Source organism: Paraburkholderia sp. OAS925 (assembly GCF_040543975.1).
Classification (GTDB): domain Bacteria; phylum Pseudomonadota; class Gammaproteobacteria; order Burkholderiales; family Burkholderiaceae; genus Paraburkholderia; species Paraburkholderia graminis.
The window spans coordinates 716,741-733,047 of sequence record NZ_JBEUNO010000001.1; the positions used below are offsets into that span (position 1 = coordinate 716,741).

Here is a 16,307-nt window from a genome sequence, read left to right on the forward strand (position 1 = left end):
GGGCGCCGCTGCGGCGTCGCATTCGAGGTTCTGTGCGCGAAAGGCGTATTTCCGGCTCTCATGGCCAACGGCCGGCCGAGGGCGCGAGCGTTTCGGACAGCGTTCCGATCCACGTTTGGGGCCGTCTTTTTGCAGTAGGCTGACATGGCAGGCATTCTGATCATTGCGCACGCACCGTTCGCCACCGCGTTGCGCGACTGTATTTCGCATATTTACGGCGGTTTGCCGGCTCGCATCGGCGTGATGGACGTATCGCCCGACTGCGATCCCGCGCAAATGGTTTCCTTCGCCGAGTCCGAGATTGCGCGCCTCAAAGAAGAGAACGGCGCGCTCGTGCTCACCGACATGTTCGGCGCCACGCCCGCGAATATCGCCGGGCGGCTGGCTTCCGTGCCCGACGTGCGCGTGCTGTGCGGCGTCAATCTGCCGATGCTCGTGCGCGCGGTCTGTTATCGCGCGACGCCGCTCGACACGCTGGTAGACAAAGCGCTCGCCGGCGCGACCAAGGGCATTCACGCGATCGGCCCGGCAGCACCCGCGCCCGCCGAGGCCGCGGCTGTCACCGCCGACTGTCTGCCCGCGTTGCCGGCCGATGCGGACCTCGCACAGAAGACCGGGCCGGCCGGTTTATAGTCGCTCGCAGTGCAAGCTTGCAGTGCAACCTCGCAGTACACCCTGATTCGCAGTTCTACTTTTCACAACAACACTTACCCGCGCTTCGGACCAACACATGCTGCAACAGGAAACGACTATCGTGAACAAGCTGGGGCTGCACGCGCGCGCGTCGGCCAAGTTGACGCAACTCGCAGGCAACTATCAGTCGGAAATCTGGATGAGCCGCAACGGCCGCCGCATCAATGCGAAAAGCATCATGGGCGTGATGATGCTGGCTGCGGGCATCGGCAGCACGGTGCTGATCGAAACCGAGGGCGCCGACGAAAAAGAAGCCATGGACGCATTGTTGAAACTGATCGCGGATAAATTCGGCGAAGGCCAGTGAGCTGGCGAATCGACAGTGCAATGTAGAAGAACGCCGCGGCTATCGCTCCGCGGCGTTTTTTTTAGCGCGCGACAATATGCGGACGCGCATGACTACGCGGGCGTTATGCCTCGCTCTTACGCGCTTTCGTGCTGCACTGCACACAGCATTCGCGTACGTCTGCGGCGGCGCGGAATTTATAATGACGACGAGAGTCTGAGAGCATTGCAGCGGTTTGCCGCGGCATCACACAACTAGAGGAGGTGCGCGTGTCGTTCACGCTGCATGGAATTCCCGTGTCACGCGGTATCGCCATCGGGCGGGCCTACCTGATCGCCCCGGCTGCACTTGACGTAGACCACTATCTGATCGAACCCGCGCAGATCGAGAGCGAGGTCGAGCGCTTTCGCACGGCCCAGCAACGCGTGCATGTCGAGCTCGACGCGTTGCGCGCCGACCTCGCCGCAGACGCGCCTAGCGAAATGGGCGCGTTCATCAACGTTCATTCAATGATCCTGAACGATGCAATGCTCGTTCAGGAAACCATCGACCTCATTCGCACGCGCCGCTACAACGTGGAGTGGGCGCTGACCGAGCAGCTCGAACGGCTGTCGCGTCATTTCGACGACATCGAAGACGAATATCTGCGCGAGCGCAAAGCCGATATCGAGCAAGTGGTGGAGCGCGTGCTCAAGGCGCTGGCGGGTGCGTCGGCTACGCTCGTGGACGGCGTGCACGGCGCCTGCAGCGAGATGATCGTGGTCGCGCACGACATCGCGCCGGCCGACATGATGCAGTTCAAAACGCAAACGTTTCAGGGCTTCGTCACCGATCTCGGCGGCCGCACGTCGCATACGGCGATCGTCGCGCGCAGCCTTGGCATTCCTGCCGCGGTCGGCGTGCAGCACGCGAGCGCGCTGATTCGTCAGGACGACCTGATTATCGTCGACGGCGATCATGGCATTGTGATCGTCGATCCCGCGCCGATCGTGCTGGAGGAATACTCGTACCGGCAAAGCGAAAAGGCGCTCGAGCAACGCAAGCTGCAGCGCCTCAAATTTTCGCCGACGCAGACGCTGTGCGGCACGCGCATCGAACTGTGCGCGAACATCGAGTTGCCGGACGACGCGCGCGCCGCGCTCGATGCGGGCGCGACCGGCGTCGGCCTGTTCCGCACCGAGTTCCTGTTCATGAATCACAAAGACCGCATGCCCGAGGAGGAGGAGCAGTTCGAAGCCTACCGGCGCGCGGTCGAGTTGATGAACGGGCTGCCCGTCACGATTCGCACGATCGACGTGGGCGCCGACAAGCCGCTCGATTCGATGGGCGGCGGCGACGGCTACGAGACCGCGCCCAACCCGGCGCTCGGGCTTAGGGCGATTCGCTGGAGCCTGTCCGAGCCGCAAATGTTCCTCACGCAATTGCGCGCGATTCTGCGTGCATCGGCGTTCGGCACGGTGAAGATTCTGGTGCCCATGCTCGCGCATGCGCAGGAGATCGATCAGACGCTCGACCTGATCCGCGAAGCGAAGCGTCAACTCGACGACGCAGGGATCGCGTACAACCCGAACGTGCAAGTCGGCGCGATGATCGAGATTCCGGCCGCCGCGATTGCGCTGCCGCTCTTTCTGAAGCGGCTCGATTTCCTGTCGATCGGCACCAACGATCTGATCCAGTACACGCTCGCTATCGACCGCGCGGACAATTCGGTCGCGCATCTGTACGACCCGCTGCATCCGGCGGTGCTGCATCTGATCGCGTTCACGTTGCGCGAGGCGAAGCGGGCGGGCGTGCCTGTGTCGGTCTGCGGTGAGATGGCCGGCGATCCGACGTTGACGCGTCTATTGCTCGGCATGGGGCTCACCGAGTTTTCGATGCATCCGAGCCAGTTGCTCGAGGTCAAGCAGGAAGTGTTGCGCTCGCATCTGAAGACGCTGGAGAAGCCGGTGGCCGATGTGCTTGCATCGTTTGAACCGGAAGAGGTGCAGGCTGCGCTGAAGCGGGTCGCGCAAGCCTGATTGATTAGAGGTGCAATGAGAAACGCCGCACATGTGCGGCGTTTGTCGTTGTGGCTTACCTCGCAGTCCCGCTCATGCTCGTGCTCAGTGGCCGTGGCGTTTTCCGCAGACGGGGCAGTCCGGCTGACGCGCAATGCGCATCGTGGTCCATTCCATTCGCAGCGAATCGAGCATGGTCAGCCGCCCGGCGAGCGACGTTCCGATTCCGCCGATCACCTTCAGCGCTTCGGCCGCCTGCATCGAGCCGATGATGCCGACCGTAGGCGCAAACACGCCCATCGTGGAACACGCAACTTCTTCGAACGGCTGGTCTTCCGGGAACACGCACGCGTAGCACGGCGATGCTTCGTCGCGGAAATCGAATGTGCTGATCTGGCCGTCGAAGCGCAACGCCGCGCCCGACACGAGCGGCACGCCGTGCTTCACGCAGGCGCGATTGATCGCATGACGCGTCGCGAAGTTGTCCGTGCAATCGAGCACGACCGTGGCGCCCGGCACTTGCCGATCGAGCCACGCATCGTCGACGCGTTCGGCGACCGCGTTCACATGCACTTCGGGATTGATCTGCGCGAGCGTGTCGCGGCCGGACTCGACCTTCTTGCGTCCGACCGACGCGCTCACATGCAGGATCTGCCGTTGCAGATTGGTGAGGTCGACCGTATCGGCATCGACCAGCGTCAAGCGTCCGATGCCCGCCGCCGCGAGGTACATCGCGGCAGGCGAACCCAGCCCGCCCGCGCCGACGATGATCGCGTGCGCATCGAGAAAACGCTGCTGCGCCTCGATGCCGATTTCGTCGACGAGAATGTGGCGGGAATAGCGAAGGAGTTGATCGTCGTTCATGGCGGGAGCCGGCGTGTCTTCGCGGCGCATTGACCGCGAAGACACAGGAGGTTGCTTGCGCGACTACTTGCCTTGCGTGGCCGGAGCCGACGCCGGAGCCGGACCCGACGCGCCGGGCACCGGTTGCGTGGGCTTCACAGCAACCGGCGCGGACGCCGACGTAGCCGGCTTGTTCTGCGCGAGACGCCGTTCGGTCACCGACTTCGACTCCTGCACCGGCTTGCCTTCGAGCTTGTTCAGCGCCTGCGTCAGCATGAAGTCGTCGGCGGAACCGAATTCGACCGGCTTGCGCTCACGATCTTTCTGACGCTGTTCCGGCGTCTTCTTATCGTTCTGCTCTTCGAGCTGACGCAACTGGTCCATGCGATCCTGCTCGCGCTTCTCGGCTTCCTTCTTCTCGTTCGGATCTTGCGTGTTGGCAAGGTGGTTCGAGTAGTCGACTTCGCGTGTGACGAGTGCGTCGTCCGGATCGCCTTCCGCGTATTGATCCACCGCGATGTCAGGACGGATGCCCTTGTTCTGGATCGAGCGGCCGCTCGGCGTGTAGTAATACGCCGTGGTCAGACGCAATGCGGTGTCGGCGGTCATGGGGCGCACGGTCTGCACCGAGCCCTTGCCGAAGGTCGTCTTGCCGACGATCAACGCGCGATGCTGATCCTGCAACGCACCCGCGACGATCTCCGAGGCCGACGCCGAATACGCGTTGGTCAGCACGACCATCGGCACCGTCTTGAAGATCGGCGCTTCGTCCTTCAGCGGATCGCTGTCGAAAGATTGCAGACGGTAGTTGTCGTAAGTGTCGCGATAGACCTGCTTCGAATCCGGAATCTGTCCGTTGGTGGACACCACGACGGAGTTCGGCGGCAGGAACGCGCCGGCGACGCCGACCGCGCTTTGCAGCAGACCGCCGCCGTTGTTGCGCAGGTCGAGCACGAGGCCCTTCAGGTTCGGCTGCTGACGCGCGATGTCCTGCAGCTTCGCCGCGAGGTCAGGCGTGGTGCGTTCCTGGAAGCTCGTGATACGCACGTACGCGTAGCCCGGCGCAAGAATCTTCATCTTCACCGACTGCACCTTGATGACGGCGCGCGTCACGGTGAGCGGGAACGTGCGGTCGTCGGTCTTGCGGAAGATGGTGAGCGTGACCTTCGTGCCCGGCTCGCCGCGCATCTGCTTGACGGCCTGGTCGAGCGTCATGCCGCGCACCGGCTTGTCGTTGATGCGCGTGATCAGGTCGCCCGGACGAATGCCGGCGCGGAACGCGGGCGTGTCTTCGATCGGCGAAATGACTTTAATCAGGCCGTCTTCCGACGAGATTTCGATGCCGAGGCCCGCGAAGCGACCTTTGGTCTGCTCCTGCAGTTCCTCGTAATCGGTCTTGTCGAGGTAGGACGAATGCGGGTCGAGGCTCGACACCATGCCCTTGATCGCGGCGGTGAGGAGCTTTTTATCGTCGACGGGTTCGACGTATTCGTGCTTGATCTGACCGAACACTTCGGCAAAGAGCCTGAGCTGGTCCAGCGGCAAGGGCGCGGCGGCGGCGCTGGCGGGCTGCTGCGCCGAAGCGGAAAGTTGCAGGGTGGCAAATACACCGGTAGCAAGGCCCGCGGCGATCAGGCCGATATTTTTCAGGTTCTTTCGCATAGAGTCTGTTGCGGTCGGAAGCGCGTGGCAGCGTCGATAGAGATGGGGACGGACAAGTATAACTGCACACCCGCCAACAGAGGGCGCGGGGCAGGCAATCGTGATTCGACAGCGGGATGCGTGCCGGGTTCGGCGCAATGTGCGCGCGGCTGCGAAGTAATGTGCCGTAACGGAAGACGGCGGCCAGAATGGCGCGCTCAAAACAAACGGACCACGCTGACCGGTACGTCTTGCCGGTCGGCGCGGTCCGCTGGCGACGTGCTGCTGCGTTTCTCGTCACCTTCTTTAACAAAGAGTGGCGGCCAATGAGCACGCCATGCCGGCCAACCTTAGCCGGCTTTGCCTTGCTTCGCGACGGCCGCCTGCGCCTTCGCGATCGCTTCCTGGTCGCCCAGATAGTAGTGCTTGATAGGCTTCAGGTTTTCATCGAGTTCATAGACGAGCGGCACGCCGTTCGGAATATTCAGCCCGACGATGTCGTCGTCCGAAATGTTGTCGAGGTACTTCACGAGCGCGCGGATCGAGTTGCCGTGCGCGGCGATCAGCACCTTGCGGCCCGACTTGATGGCCGGCGCGATCGACTCGTTCCACAGCGGCAGCACGCGCGCGACCGTGTCTTTCAGACACTCGGTGAGAGGCAGTTGCTCGCGCGGCACCTTCGCGTAGCGCGGGTCGTTGTACGGCGCGCGCTCGTCGGTCGGCTCGAGCGCCGGCGGCGGCGTGTCGTAGCTGCGGCGCCAGACCAGCACCTGTTCGTCGCCGAACTTGGCTGCGGTTTCGGCCTTGTTCAGACCCGACAGCGCGCCGTAGTGGCGCTCGTTCAGACGCCACGAATGGACGACGGGGATATACATCTGATCCATCTGATCCTGCACGTGCCACAGCGTGCGAACGGCGCGCTTGAGCACCGACGTGTACGCGATGTCGAACGTATAGCCGTTTTCCTTCAGCAGCACGCCCGCCTGCTGCGCTTCACGGTTGCCCTGTTCGGTCAGGTCGACGTCGACCCAGCCCGTGAAGCGGTTTTCCTTGTTCCACGTCGATTCGCCGTGGCGGATGAGAACGAGTTTGTACATAAGATTGCCGGTCGGTAGTGAGGAAGCGGTAAAGCGCTGCGAAGCGCCCGCCGAGGAGCGCCGCCATCGCGTCAGACGCTTATTTTATAATGGGCGGATTGCCCTTTCCGATTTCTCTCTTTTTCGGCGGATTTTCCGTGAAGTTTTTCACTGATTACACAAACCTTGTCCTGATCGCGATCGTCCTCATCTCCGGTGGGTTGCTGCTGTGGCCGACCATCAGCCGGCGCGGCCGCGGTGGCCTGTCGGCCGCCGAAGCCACGCAACTGATCAACCGGCGCAACGCGGCCGTTATCGACCTGCGTCCGTCGGCCGACTTCGCCAAGGGTCATTTGCCCGCGGCGCGGCACCTCGAATTCGCCGAGTTGCAAGCAAAGGTCGCGCAACTGGTGAAGAATAAGAACAACCCCGTGCTGCTGGTCTGCCAGACCGGCCAGCAGTCGAACAAGGCAGCGCGTATCGTGCAGGACGCAGGATATGCGGAAGTCCACGTTCTGGAAGGCGGCGTCGACGCCTGGCAGAAAGCCGGCATGCCGGTTGTGAAACAAGGAGTAGCCAAGTGAACAAAGTGATCATGTACAGCACGCAGGTGTGCCCGTATTGCCAGATGGCCGAACGTCTTTTAAAGTCGCGCGGCGTCGAGAATATCGAAAAAGTACTGATCGACAAGGACCCGGCCCGTCGTGAGGAAATGATGACCAGGACCGGTCGTCGCACGGTGCCGCAGGTGTTCATCGGCGAGAAGCATGTCGGCGGGTACGACGACCTTTCCGCGCTGGATCGCGCGGGCGGTCTGACGCCTCTGCTCGAAGCCGCCTGAATTCGCGCGCCTGTTGCGCGCGCGTGTCGGCGGGTGAAACACAAGCCGGCGCATCGTTGCTCCTGAAAGGGGCGGACGGCGCGCCGCAACTATCTGGCGGCCCTTGAGACTCAGGGGCCGCCGCTACGCATATCTATCAGGGAATCACACCATCATGTCCGACGAGAATAACCAGCCGTTCTTCAACATCCAGCGCATCTATCTGAAGGACATGTCGATCGAGCAGCCGAATTCGCCCGGCATTTTCCTCGAGCAGGATATGCCGTCGGTGGAAGTGGAAGTCGACGTGAAGGCCGAGCGTCTCGCCGACACCGTCTTCGAAATCCTCGTGACGGGCACCGTTACGGCCAAGGTCGCGGACAAGGTTGCGTTCCTGATCGAAGCGAAGCAAGCGGGCATTTTCGACATCCGCAATATTCCGGCTGAGCAGGTCGATCCGCTCGTCGGCATTGCATGCCCGACGATCCTGTTCCCGTATCTGCGTTCGAACATCGCGGACGCGATCACGCGCGCCGGCTTCCCGCCGATCCACCTCGCCGAAATCAACTTCCAGGCGCTGTACGAGCAACGCCTCGCGCAGATGGGCGGCGAGAACGGCGCGGCGCAAAACGGCGTCACGCATTAAGTGTCCCAGGCAGTGCCGGCTATGAAGGTTGCTGTCCTCGGAGCCGGCGCGTGGGGCACAGCCCTCGCCGGCCATCTGGCCGTTCGGCACGACACGGTGCTGTGGGCGCGCGAGCCTGCGCTCGTTACGGATCTCGCCGCTTCGCATGAAAACGCCCGCTATCTGGCGGGCGTTGCTTTGCCTGCGGCGCTTCGCTACGAAGCGGATCTCAACGCAGCGCTCGACCATGCGCTCGCCGACGACGCGTTATGCGTCGTCGCGACGCCCGTCGCCGGACTGCGCAGTCTCATCCAGTCGATGCGCGATGCCGGCAAAGTGCCGGCGCATGTCGTGTGGCTTTGCAAAGGCTTCGAGGCCGACTCGCAGTTGCTGCCGCACCAGGTCGTCGCGGCCGAATTGCCGGAACACGGCAGCAACGGCGTGCTGTCGGGGCCGAGCTTCGCGCGCGAAGTGGGCCAGGGCTTGCCGGTCGCGCTGACTATCGCAAGTGCTTCGGCGGCGTGCCGCGAACGCACGGTCGCCGCGTTTCATCACGGCGCGATGCGCATTTATACCGGCGACGATGTTGTCGGCGTCGAAGTAGGCGGCGCGGTGAAGAACGTGCTGGCTATCGCGACGGGTATCGCGGACGGCCTCGGTCTCGGCCTGAACGCGCGCGCCGCGTTGATCACGCGGGGTCTCGCCGAAATGTCGCGCCTCGGCGTGACGTTGGGCGGACGGGCGGAGACGTTCACCGGCTTGACCGGTCTTGGCGATCTGATTCTGACCGCGACCGGCGATCTGTCGCGCAACCGCACGGTGGGTGTGCAACTCGCCGCAGGCCGCTCGCTGGCCGATATTCTCGGCGGCCTCGGGCATGTGGCCGAAGGCGTGCGCTGCGCGCAAGCGGTTCTCGCGATCGCACGCGCTCATGCGATTGAAATGCCGATCACACAGGCCGTCTGCGCCGTGCTGTTCGACGGCGTGGCGCCCCGCGACGCCGTCAGCGCTCTGTTGCGGCGCGATTCCAAGGCTGAATAAGCTGGAATAAGCCGAAGCGAGCCGTCTTGCGGTTCTTCCTTGAGCCGTTTCAATCGGCCGTTCGGTGTGTAAAAAACGCTGAACGGCTGTCTGCTCTCGCTGTCCACTGTCTATCGACGCTTCGGATCAGCGAGGTTCACATGCTCAGTATCGATCGTTGCACGCTTGAAGCCCGCGTGGCCGACATCACCACGCTTGACGTGGATGCCATTGTCAACGCAGCCAATACTTCGTTGCTCGGCGGCGGCGGTGTGGATGGCGCGATCCACCGCGCGGCCGGCAACGAATTGCTGCGCGAATGCGAAGCACTCGGCGGCTGCGCAACCGGCGACGCGAAACTCACGCGCGGCTACCGTTTGCCCGCGCGCTATGTGATCCACGCGGTGGGCCCCGTATGGCGGGGCGGCACGCACGGCGAGGCCGACTTGCTCGCGTCGTGCTATCAGCGCTCGCTCGAAGTGGCGCGCGAGGCGAATTGCGCGAGCATTGCGTTCCCCGCGATCAGTTGCGGCATCTACCGTTTTCCCGCCGATCAGGCAGTCCGCATTGCGGTCGACACCGTACTGGAAAATCTGCCGCGCATGCCGCAACTGCGCAGCGTGATCTTCGCCTGCTTCGACGACGCGATGTTCGAGCGCTATCAGTCCGAATTGAAAAGCCGTCAGGCGCCGCCTTCGAATCCCATTTGACGCCACGCTTCGAACACTACGATTGCCACCGTATTAGACAGATTCAGGCTGCGGTTGCCGGGACGCATCGGCAGGCGCACGCGCTGCTCGCCGGCGAATTTCCCGAGCACCGAGTCGGGCAGGCCGCGCGTTTCCGCGCCGAACACAAACCAGTCGCCCTCCTGAAACGCGTGCTCGTGAAAGCGGCCCGAGCCGCGCGTGGTGAACGCGAACATGCGCGAGGCATCAGGCGATTCCTTCGCGACAAACGCGGCCCAATCGGCGTGCACGTTCATTTGCGCGTACTCGTGATAGTCGAGGCCGGCGCGGCGCAGCTTGGCGTCGTCGAGCGGAAAGCCGAGCGGCTCGATCAGATGCAGACGTGCGCCGGTGTTCGCACACAGGCGGATGACGTTGCCGGTGTTCGGCGGAATTTCCGGTTCGACGAGAACGACATTGAACATAAGGTGACCAGGTAGGGACTAGTTTTTCGGTGTGCGCAGCGCGACGAAGTTGGTGACGCGCCGCGCGCCCGCTGCTTTCAGTGTGCGAGCCAGCGCTTCCAGTGTTGCGCCGGTCGTCATGACATCGTCGACGATTCCGACGTGCAGCCCTTGCACGTTGCCGGCAACTTCGAATGCGCGCCCGACGTTCATTCGGCGCGCATCGAGGTCAAGCCGCGACTGTGGCGCCGTGTCGATCACGCGGCGCAGCAGCGTCGCGTCGTGCGGCACATGCAACGCGCGAGCCAGTGGTTTCGCGATTTGCCATGCCTGGTTATAGCCGCGCTTTCGAAGACGCCGGCCCGCAAGCGGCACGGGAGCGATCACGTCGGGCCACTCCGACGGATCTTGCCAGGCATCGTGCGCGAGAAGCGCGAGGCGCCGCGCGAATTCCCGCGCAAGCACCAACTGCGCACGAAACTTGAGGCCGACGGCGAGCGTGTCGAGCGGCGCACGATAGTCGGCGAGCGCGAAGGTGGCGTCGAACGGCGGCTTTTCGGCGATGCAATCTCCACAGCAATATGACGCTCGACGCCCCCGATATGTGACAGGCAACGGAACCGCGCAAACGCAGCATCGCAAAGCGCCTTCATTCCAATAGGATTCGTCGCAAAAGCCGCACAGCGCGTTATGCGACAAATTGCCGCATAACGCGCATGCGTTAGGCAGTATCGCCTGCATCGCATGCGGCCACGCCGAGCGGAAGCCGCGCGCGAATCGCGTGAAGGGGCTTCGTGAAGACGGAAAACGGGCTCGGAATGGCATGCATGGGCGGCCGCAAAGGCCTTTGGCGCTGAATCGAAGGAAGCGAACGAGTATACTTCGGGCTCCACGCCAGCACGACACCCATGTCCCCAACGCCCCCTCAATCTGGCCGTCCGGCCTATGACTCCCGGCGCCTGCGGCGGATTTTCGACCGCCGCGCAGCGACTTTCGACGACGTCGCCTTCCTTCCGCGCGAAATTTCGCAGCGCATGCGCGAGCGTCTCGATTACATCAAGGTCGCGCCGGCGGCCGTGCTCGACGCGGGTTGCGGTGCAGGCGAGGACATCCCCGCATTGCGCGAGCGCTTTCCTCGAAGCGCCGGTGTTCGGCACGGACCTGTCGCGCGGCATGCTCACGCGCGCGCTGCGCCACGATTCCGGCGATACCAGTTGGCGGCGCTTCTTGCCGGCCACGCTCGGCAAGGCGCTCGGCGCGCGCGGTCCGCGTTTCGCGCAAGCCGACTTTGCCGCGCTGCCGTTCGCGGCGGGCGCGTTCGAATTCATCTGGTCCAATCTCGCGCTTCACTGGCACTCGCGCCCGGATCTCGTCTTTCCGGAATGGCAGCGCGTCTTGAAGGTGAACGGCCTGCTGATGTTCAGCACGCTCGGCCCCGACACGCTGAAGGAGTTGCGCGGCGCCTATGCCGAAGTCGAAGCGGCGCATGGCGTCGGCTCGCGCAAGCACGTGATCGACTTCGTCGACATGCATGATCTTGGCGACATGCTGGTCGAAAGCGGTTTCGAGATTCCCGTGATGGACCAGGAAACTATCACAATCACCTATAAGTCACCCGACTCGCTGCTCGCGGACGTGCGCCGTTGGGGCGCGTATCCGTTCGAGCGCGAAGCGTCGTCGGGTGCGGCGGCACGGCGGTTGCACAAGGCATTGCTGGCGGCGCTCGAAGCGCGCCGGCGCGGCGACGGCACGATCGCGCTGACCTTCGAGGTGATCTACGGACACGCATGGAAAGCGGTGCCGCGCACGACGGCCGAAGGGCATGGCATCGTGCGAATCGAGGACATTGGACGAGGCTCGTCAAGGAATCGCTGAAGCGGTAAAGAGGACATCTGTTATGTCTGAAATTACCGTTTCCAGACACGCGCAAAACGTGCGGCAAAACGGCGCGGAGGCTTGTCGCGCCTGGCTTGTGAGGCAGCCGGGGCTTGCTTGTGGATGCTATGGATCGCGCCTATAATGCGTCAGTTTGTCGCCCGGAGTTCCCACATTTGGGGCGGCAGGCCCGAGGCACAGGGCAGCAAGACTGGTTGGTGCGGTAATGGTCAATAGAGGTCGATAGCGGGCCTTTGGGACGATCGGCAGGAGGCAGCGATGGAAGCATCTGATCTGCTGGCGGATTCGGAACCAGTCCTTAAAGACTGGACGATGAAGCGCAACTGTTCCATGTCGCCGCGGCAGTTCGTATGTTTCTACGTGTCGCTTGCGTTGTTCTCGTTGGCAATTGCTTTCATGCTGGTTCTGGTCGGCGCCTGGCTGGTGTTGCCGTTCACCGGTATCGAATTGCTGGCGGTGGGCGTCGCGTTTGCCATCTATGCGCGTCATGCTGTCGATTACGAACGCATCCGGCTGTTTCCCAACCGGCTCGTGATCGAACAGGTGAGCGCCGAGCAGGTCACGCAGTTCGAGTTCAATCCGCGCTGGGTGCGGATCGAGGCTGGCGCAACACCGCGTGATCAGATCAGACTGGTCTCGCGCGGCGAGACGATCATGATCGGGCAGCACCTCGCGCAGCACCGGCGCGCGCAGTTTGCCGGCGAATTGCGCAGATGGCTCGCGCGTTGTTAGTCGCGTCGGGGCATGCGGCGTTCGCCGCAGCGGAGCAGCGGGTGATCGGGGCGAGCGGGCCGGCGGGGTCGAAGGTTTGAATGGAAATTTTGGGTAAGGAAGCTATGAAAACAATCAAGCGAGCGCTCATGGGCGTGCTGGCGATGAGCGGACTGCTTTTCGCCGGTGCCGCCCTGGCAGTGGGCGATGTTCCGGGCGGCCCCGCCGTCAACGAGATCAATCTCCAGCCGCCTGCGACGAAAATCGCTGAGGAGCTCTACAGCCTCCACACGCTAATGCTGATTCTGTGCACGGTGATTTTCATCGGCGTGTTCGCTGTGATGTTCTATTCGATCTTCGCTCACCGCAAGTCGAAAGGACATAAGGCTTCGAATTTCCACGAAAGCACCACCGTCGAAATCATCTGGACGATCGTGCCGTTCATCATCGTCGTGTTGATGGCGCTGCCGGCCACCAAGACGGTCGTCGCGATGAAGGACACGACCAATGCCGACGTCACCATCAAGGTCACCGGCTACCAGTGGAAGTGGGGCTACGACTACGTGAAGGGTCCGGGCGAGGGCATCAGCTTCCTCTCCACGCTCGCCACGCCGCGTTCGGAAACCGACGGGCGTCAGCCGATTTCCACTACGTATCTGCAGGAAGTCGACAATCCGCTCGTCGTGCCGGTCGGCAAGAAAATTCGCATCATCACCACCGCGAACGACGTGGTCCACTCCTGGTACGTGCCGGCTTTCGGCGTGAAGCAGGACGCGATTCCGGGCTTCGTGCGCGACACGTGGTTCAAGGCCGAGAAGGTCGGCACGTTCCGCGGCTTCTGTACCGAACTGTGCGGCAAGGAACACGCGTTCATGCCGGTCGTCGTCGAAGTGCTCTCCACCGACGACTACGCGAAGTGGGTCGACGCGCAGAAGAAGAAAATGGCCGCGGGTCAGGACGATCCGAACAAGACGTACACCATGGCGGAACTGATGGAACGCGGCGGCAAGGTCTACGCGGCGAACTGCGCGGTCTGCCATCAGCCGACGGGCAAGGGCGCGGGCGCGTTTCCCGCGCTCGACGGCAGCAAGGTTGCCAACGGCGCGATCGCCGAGCACGTCAGCATCGTGCTGAAGGGCAAGAACGCCATGCCTTCGTGGGCGCCTACGCTGAACGACGTGGAGATCGCATCGGTCGTCACATTCGAGCGTAACTCGTGGGGCAACCACACCGGCGACATTCTCCAGCCGAAGCAGGTCGCGGACGCCCGCAACGGCAAGCTGCCCGAAGGCGGCAACCATCTGGCCGACGCAGGCGCGGCCGCAAGCGGCGCTGCTGCTTCGGGCGCCGCGGCTTCGGAAGCATCGGGTGCGCAAGCGGCGGGTGCACAGGCAGCTTCAGCGGGTTCGGAAAGCGCGGGCGCATCGCAAGCTGCGCTACCCGCCAGCGTCTACTTCGATACCGGCAAGAGCACGCTGCCGGCCGACGCGAAAGCGGCAGTCGAGGCAGCCTCGGCGTATGCCAAAGCGCATCCGGACGCGAAGTTCACGCTGTCGGGCTTCACCGACGCATCCGGTTCCGCCGACACCAACGCGAAGCTCGCCAAGAGCCGCGCCGAAGCCGTGCGCGACGCGTTGAAAGCAGCCGGCATCGCCGAAGACCATATCATTTTGAAAAAGCCGGAAACGATCACGGGCGGCGGCGACGCGAAAGAAGCCCGACGTGTTGAAATTAGTGCGGCTGCAAGTCCGGCTGCCTGACGTGTTCATGATCGCACCGCAGTATTCGCTTTAGGAGATTGTCATGTCTAGCATCGGACACGATGTAGTCGCGGGCCACGAGCACGTGCACGGCGACCATGCCCACGAAACGCCGCACGGCTGGCGTCGTTGGCTGTTCGCAACCAACCACAAGGACATCGGTACGCTGTACCTGATCTTCTCGTTCACCATGTTCCTCTCCGGGGGCGTGATGGCGCTGATGATCCGTGCCGAACTGTTCGAACCGGGTCTGCAGATCATGCGTCCCGAGTTCTTCAACCAGTTGACCACCATGCACGGCCTGATCATGGTGTTCGGCGCGATCATGCCGGCCTTCGTCGGCTTCGCAAACTGGATGGTGCCGCTGCAGATCGGCGCATCGGACATGGCTTTCGCCCGCATGAACAACTTCAGCTTCTGGCTTCTGCCGGTCGCGGCTGTTCTGCTGGTCGGTTCGTTCTTCTCGCCGGGCGGCGCGACCGCCGCGGGCTGGACGCTGTACGCGCCGCTCTCCACGCAGATGGGCCCGGGCATGGACTTCGCGATTTTCGCGGTCCACCTGATGGGTGCTTCGTCGATCATGGGCGGGATCAACATCGTCGTGACGATCCTGAACATGCGCGCACCGGGCCTCACGCTGATGAAGATGCCGATGTTCGTCTGGACCTGGCTGATCACCGCGTATCTGCTGATCGCCGTGATGCCGGTTCTGGCAGGCGCGATCACCATGGTGCTGTTCGATCGCCACTTCGGCACGTCGTTCTTCAATGCGGCAGGCGGCGGCGACCCGGTCATGTACCAGCACATCTTCTGGTTCTTCGGGCACCCCGAGGTGTACATCATGATCTTGCCGGCGTTCGGCATCGTGTCGCAGGTGATCCCGGCGTTCTCGCGCAAGCCGCTGTTCGGCTATAGCTCGATGGTGTACGCAACGTCGTCGATCGCGATTCTGTCGTTCATGGTCTGGGCGCACCACATGTTCGCAACCGGCATGCCGGTTACGGGTCAGCTCTTCTTCATGTACGCCACGATGCTGATCGCAGTGCCGACCGGCGTGAAGGTGTTCAACTGGGTTGCGACGATGTGGCGCGGTTCGCTGTCGTTCGAAACGCCCATGCTGTTCGCAGTCGGCTTCCTGCTGGTGTTCACGTTCGGCGGTCTGTCCGGCCTGATGCTGGCAATGGCGCCGCTCGACATCCAGTACCACGGCACTTACTTCGTGGTGGCGCACTTCCACTACGTGCTGGTGGCGGGTTCGCTGTTCGCGCTGTTCTCGGGCTGGTACTACTGGGCGCCGAAGTGGACCGGCTGGATGTACAACGAGACGCGCGGCAAGATCCACTTCTGGGCGTCGATGTTCTTCTTCAACCTCGCGTTCCTGCCGATGCACTTCGTGGGTCTCGCCGGCATGCCGCGTCGTTATGCCGACTACCCGGCGCAGTTCACCGACTGGAACCAGGTCATCTCGATCGGCGCATTCGGCTTTGGTCTCGCACAGGTCTACTTCCTGTTCGCGGTCGCGCTGCCGGCGTATCGCGGCGGCGGCGAGCACGAAAAAGCGGCCGACAAGCCGTGGGACGGCGCAACGGGCCTCGAATGGACTGTGCCGAGCCCGGCTCCGTTCCACACGTTCGAACACCCGCCGACCGTCGAGTAATCGGCGTCGGGCGAGACGGCCGGTTCCGGCGGCGGCATGATGGTTGTGCCGTCATCGGAACCGGACAGCCGCCGAAGCGGTGACCGCGGTGATCGCGGTGATCGCGGCAACCGCGGTGACAAAAGCAGCAGCAAGGTATTCAGAAACTCG

General features: G+C 63.1%; 16 protein-coding genes and 1 pseudogene. 12 read left to right on the top strand and 5 right to left on the bottom strand.

All coding sequences use genetic code 11. The features are described 5' to 3' along the window. Positions 1 to 144: 144 nt before the first annotated feature. The 3 genes from ABIE53_RS03170 to ptsP all read left to right on the top strand — a co-directional run bounded on the left by ABIE53_RS03170 (position 145) and on the right by ptsP (position 2,997). Entirely contained in the window at positions 145 to 633 is a 489-nt protein-coding gene (locus ABIE53_RS03170; RefSeq protein WP_006048085.1) for a PTS sugar transporter subunit IIA, read from the top strand. Positions 634 to 730: 97 nt separating this feature from the next. Further along, entirely contained in the window at positions 731 to 1,000 is a 270-nt protein-coding gene (locus ABIE53_RS03175) for an HPr family phosphocarrier protein (RefSeq protein ID WP_006048084.1), read from the top strand. A 248-nt stretch (positions 1,001 to 1,248) separates the two neighbouring features. Continuing rightward, on the top strand, positions 1,249 to 2,997 hold the full coding sequence (ptsP, locus tag ABIE53_RS03180) for a phosphoenolpyruvate--protein phosphotransferase (protein WP_053857456.1): 1,749 nt from the start codon (positions 1,249 to 1,251) through the stop codon (positions 2,995 to 2,997). 84 nt (positions 2,998 to 3,081) lie between these two features. On the opposite strand, the gene ABIE53_RS03185 is transcribed toward ptsP, so the two are convergent. From ABIE53_RS03185 to gpmA, 3 genes are all read right to left on the bottom strand, one after another. Continuing rightward, positions 3,082 to 3,840: a HesA/MoeB/ThiF family protein gene (locus tag ABIE53_RS03185; RefSeq protein ID WP_114156664.1), complete on the bottom strand. Its 759-nt coding sequence runs from the start codon at positions 3,838 to 3,840 to the stop codon at positions 3,082 to 3,084. A gap of 63 nt (positions 3,841 to 3,903) precedes the next feature. Then, the gene (locus ABIE53_RS03190; RefSeq protein ID WP_006048081.1) at positions 3,904 to 5,481 is read right to left on the bottom strand and encodes a S41 family peptidase; all 1,578 of its coding nucleotides are present in this window, start codon (positions 5,479 to 5,481) and stop codon (positions 3,904 to 3,906) included. A 329-nt stretch (positions 5,482 to 5,810) separates the two neighbouring features. Continuing rightward, a complete protein-coding gene (gpmA, locus tag ABIE53_RS03195) occupies positions 5,811 to 6,557 on the bottom strand; it encodes a 2,3-diphosphoglycerate-dependent phosphoglycerate mutase (RefSeq protein ID WP_006048080.1) in 747 nt (248 codons plus the stop codon). 137 nt (positions 6,558 to 6,694) lie between these two features. Here gpmA and ABIE53_RS03200 point away from each other — a divergent pair, with 137 nt between their 5' ends. From ABIE53_RS03200 to ABIE53_RS03220, 5 genes are all read left to right on the top strand, one after another. Next, positions 6,695 to 7,120, top strand: coding sequence for a rhodanese-like domain-containing protein (locus tag ABIE53_RS03200; protein WP_029969654.1), 426 nt, complete (start codon positions 6,695 to 6,697; stop codon positions 7,118 to 7,120). After that, on the top strand, positions 7,117 to 7,377 hold the full coding sequence (grxC, locus tag ABIE53_RS03205) for a glutaredoxin 3 (RefSeq protein ID WP_006048078.1): 261 nt from the start codon (positions 7,117 to 7,119) through the stop codon (positions 7,375 to 7,377). The genes ABIE53_RS03200 and grxC overlap by 4 nt, the downstream gene beginning before the upstream one ends. Before the next feature lie 154 nt (positions 7,378 to 7,531). Then, a complete protein-coding gene (gene secB / locus ABIE53_RS03210) occupies positions 7,532 to 8,002 on the top strand; it encodes a protein-export chaperone SecB (protein WP_114155756.1) in 471 nt (156 codons plus the stop codon). Between the two features lie 21 nt (positions 8,003 to 8,023). Further along, positions 8,024 to 9,022 carry an NAD(P)H-dependent glycerol-3-phosphate dehydrogenase gene (locus ABIE53_RS03215; RefSeq protein ID WP_114155757.1) on the top strand — a complete coding sequence of 333 codons (999 nt, stop codon included), beginning with the start codon at positions 8,024 to 8,026 and terminating at the stop codon, positions 9,020 to 9,022. 140 nt (positions 9,023 to 9,162) lie between these two features. Further along, a complete protein-coding gene (locus ABIE53_RS03220) occupies positions 9,163 to 9,711 on the top strand; it encodes an O-acetyl-ADP-ribose deacetylase (protein ID WP_029969656.1) in 549 nt (182 codons plus the stop codon). Here the strand turns inward: ABIE53_RS03220 and trmL are convergent. Both trmL and ABIE53_RS03230 read right to left on the bottom strand, forming a co-directional pair. Further along, entirely contained in the window at positions 9,684 to 10,154 is a 471-nt protein-coding gene (gene trmL / locus ABIE53_RS03225; protein WP_114155758.1) for a tRNA (uridine(34)/cytosine(34)/5-carboxymethylaminomethyluridine(34)-2'-O)-methyltransferase TrmL, read from the bottom strand. The two genes, ABIE53_RS03220 and trmL, sit on opposite strands and share 28 nt — an antisense overlap. An 18-nt stretch (positions 10,155 to 10,172) precedes the next feature. Next, positions 10,173 to 10,958, bottom strand: a complete 786-nt coding sequence (locus ABIE53_RS03230; RefSeq protein WP_114155759.1) for a ComF family protein — start codon at positions 10,956 to 10,958, stop codon at positions 10,173 to 10,175. A gap of 83 nt (positions 10,959 to 11,041) precedes the next feature. On the opposite strand from ABIE53_RS03230, the pseudogene ABIE53_RS03235 reads away from it, so the two are divergent. The 4 genes and pseudogenes from ABIE53_RS03235 to ctaD all read left to right on the top strand — a co-directional run bounded on the left by ABIE53_RS03235 (position 11,042) and on the right by ctaD (position 16,157). After that, positions 11,042 to 12,008: pseudogene (locus ABIE53_RS03235) on the top strand (methyltransferase domain-containing protein). A gap of 279 nt (positions 12,009 to 12,287) precedes the next feature. Next, complete coding sequence (locus ABIE53_RS03240; protein WP_006048071.1) at positions 12,288 to 12,761, top strand: DUF2244 domain-containing protein; 474 nt, start codon at positions 12,288 to 12,290, stop codon at positions 12,759 to 12,761. An 80-nt stretch (positions 12,762 to 12,841) separates the two neighbouring features. After that, positions 12,842 to 14,500 carry a cytochrome c oxidase subunit II gene (gene coxB / locus ABIE53_RS03245; RefSeq protein WP_107710508.1) on the top strand — a complete coding sequence of 553 codons (1,659 nt, stop codon included), beginning with the start codon at positions 12,842 to 12,844 and terminating at the stop codon, positions 14,498 to 14,500. Between the two features lie 43 nt (positions 14,501 to 14,543). Then, positions 14,544 to 16,157 carry a cytochrome c oxidase subunit I gene (gene ctaD, locus ABIE53_RS03250; protein ID WP_006048069.1) on the top strand — a complete coding sequence of 538 codons (1,614 nt, stop codon included), beginning with the start codon at positions 14,544 to 14,546 and terminating at the stop codon, positions 16,155 to 16,157. The last annotated feature ends 150 nt before the right edge of the window (positions 16,158 to 16,307 follow it).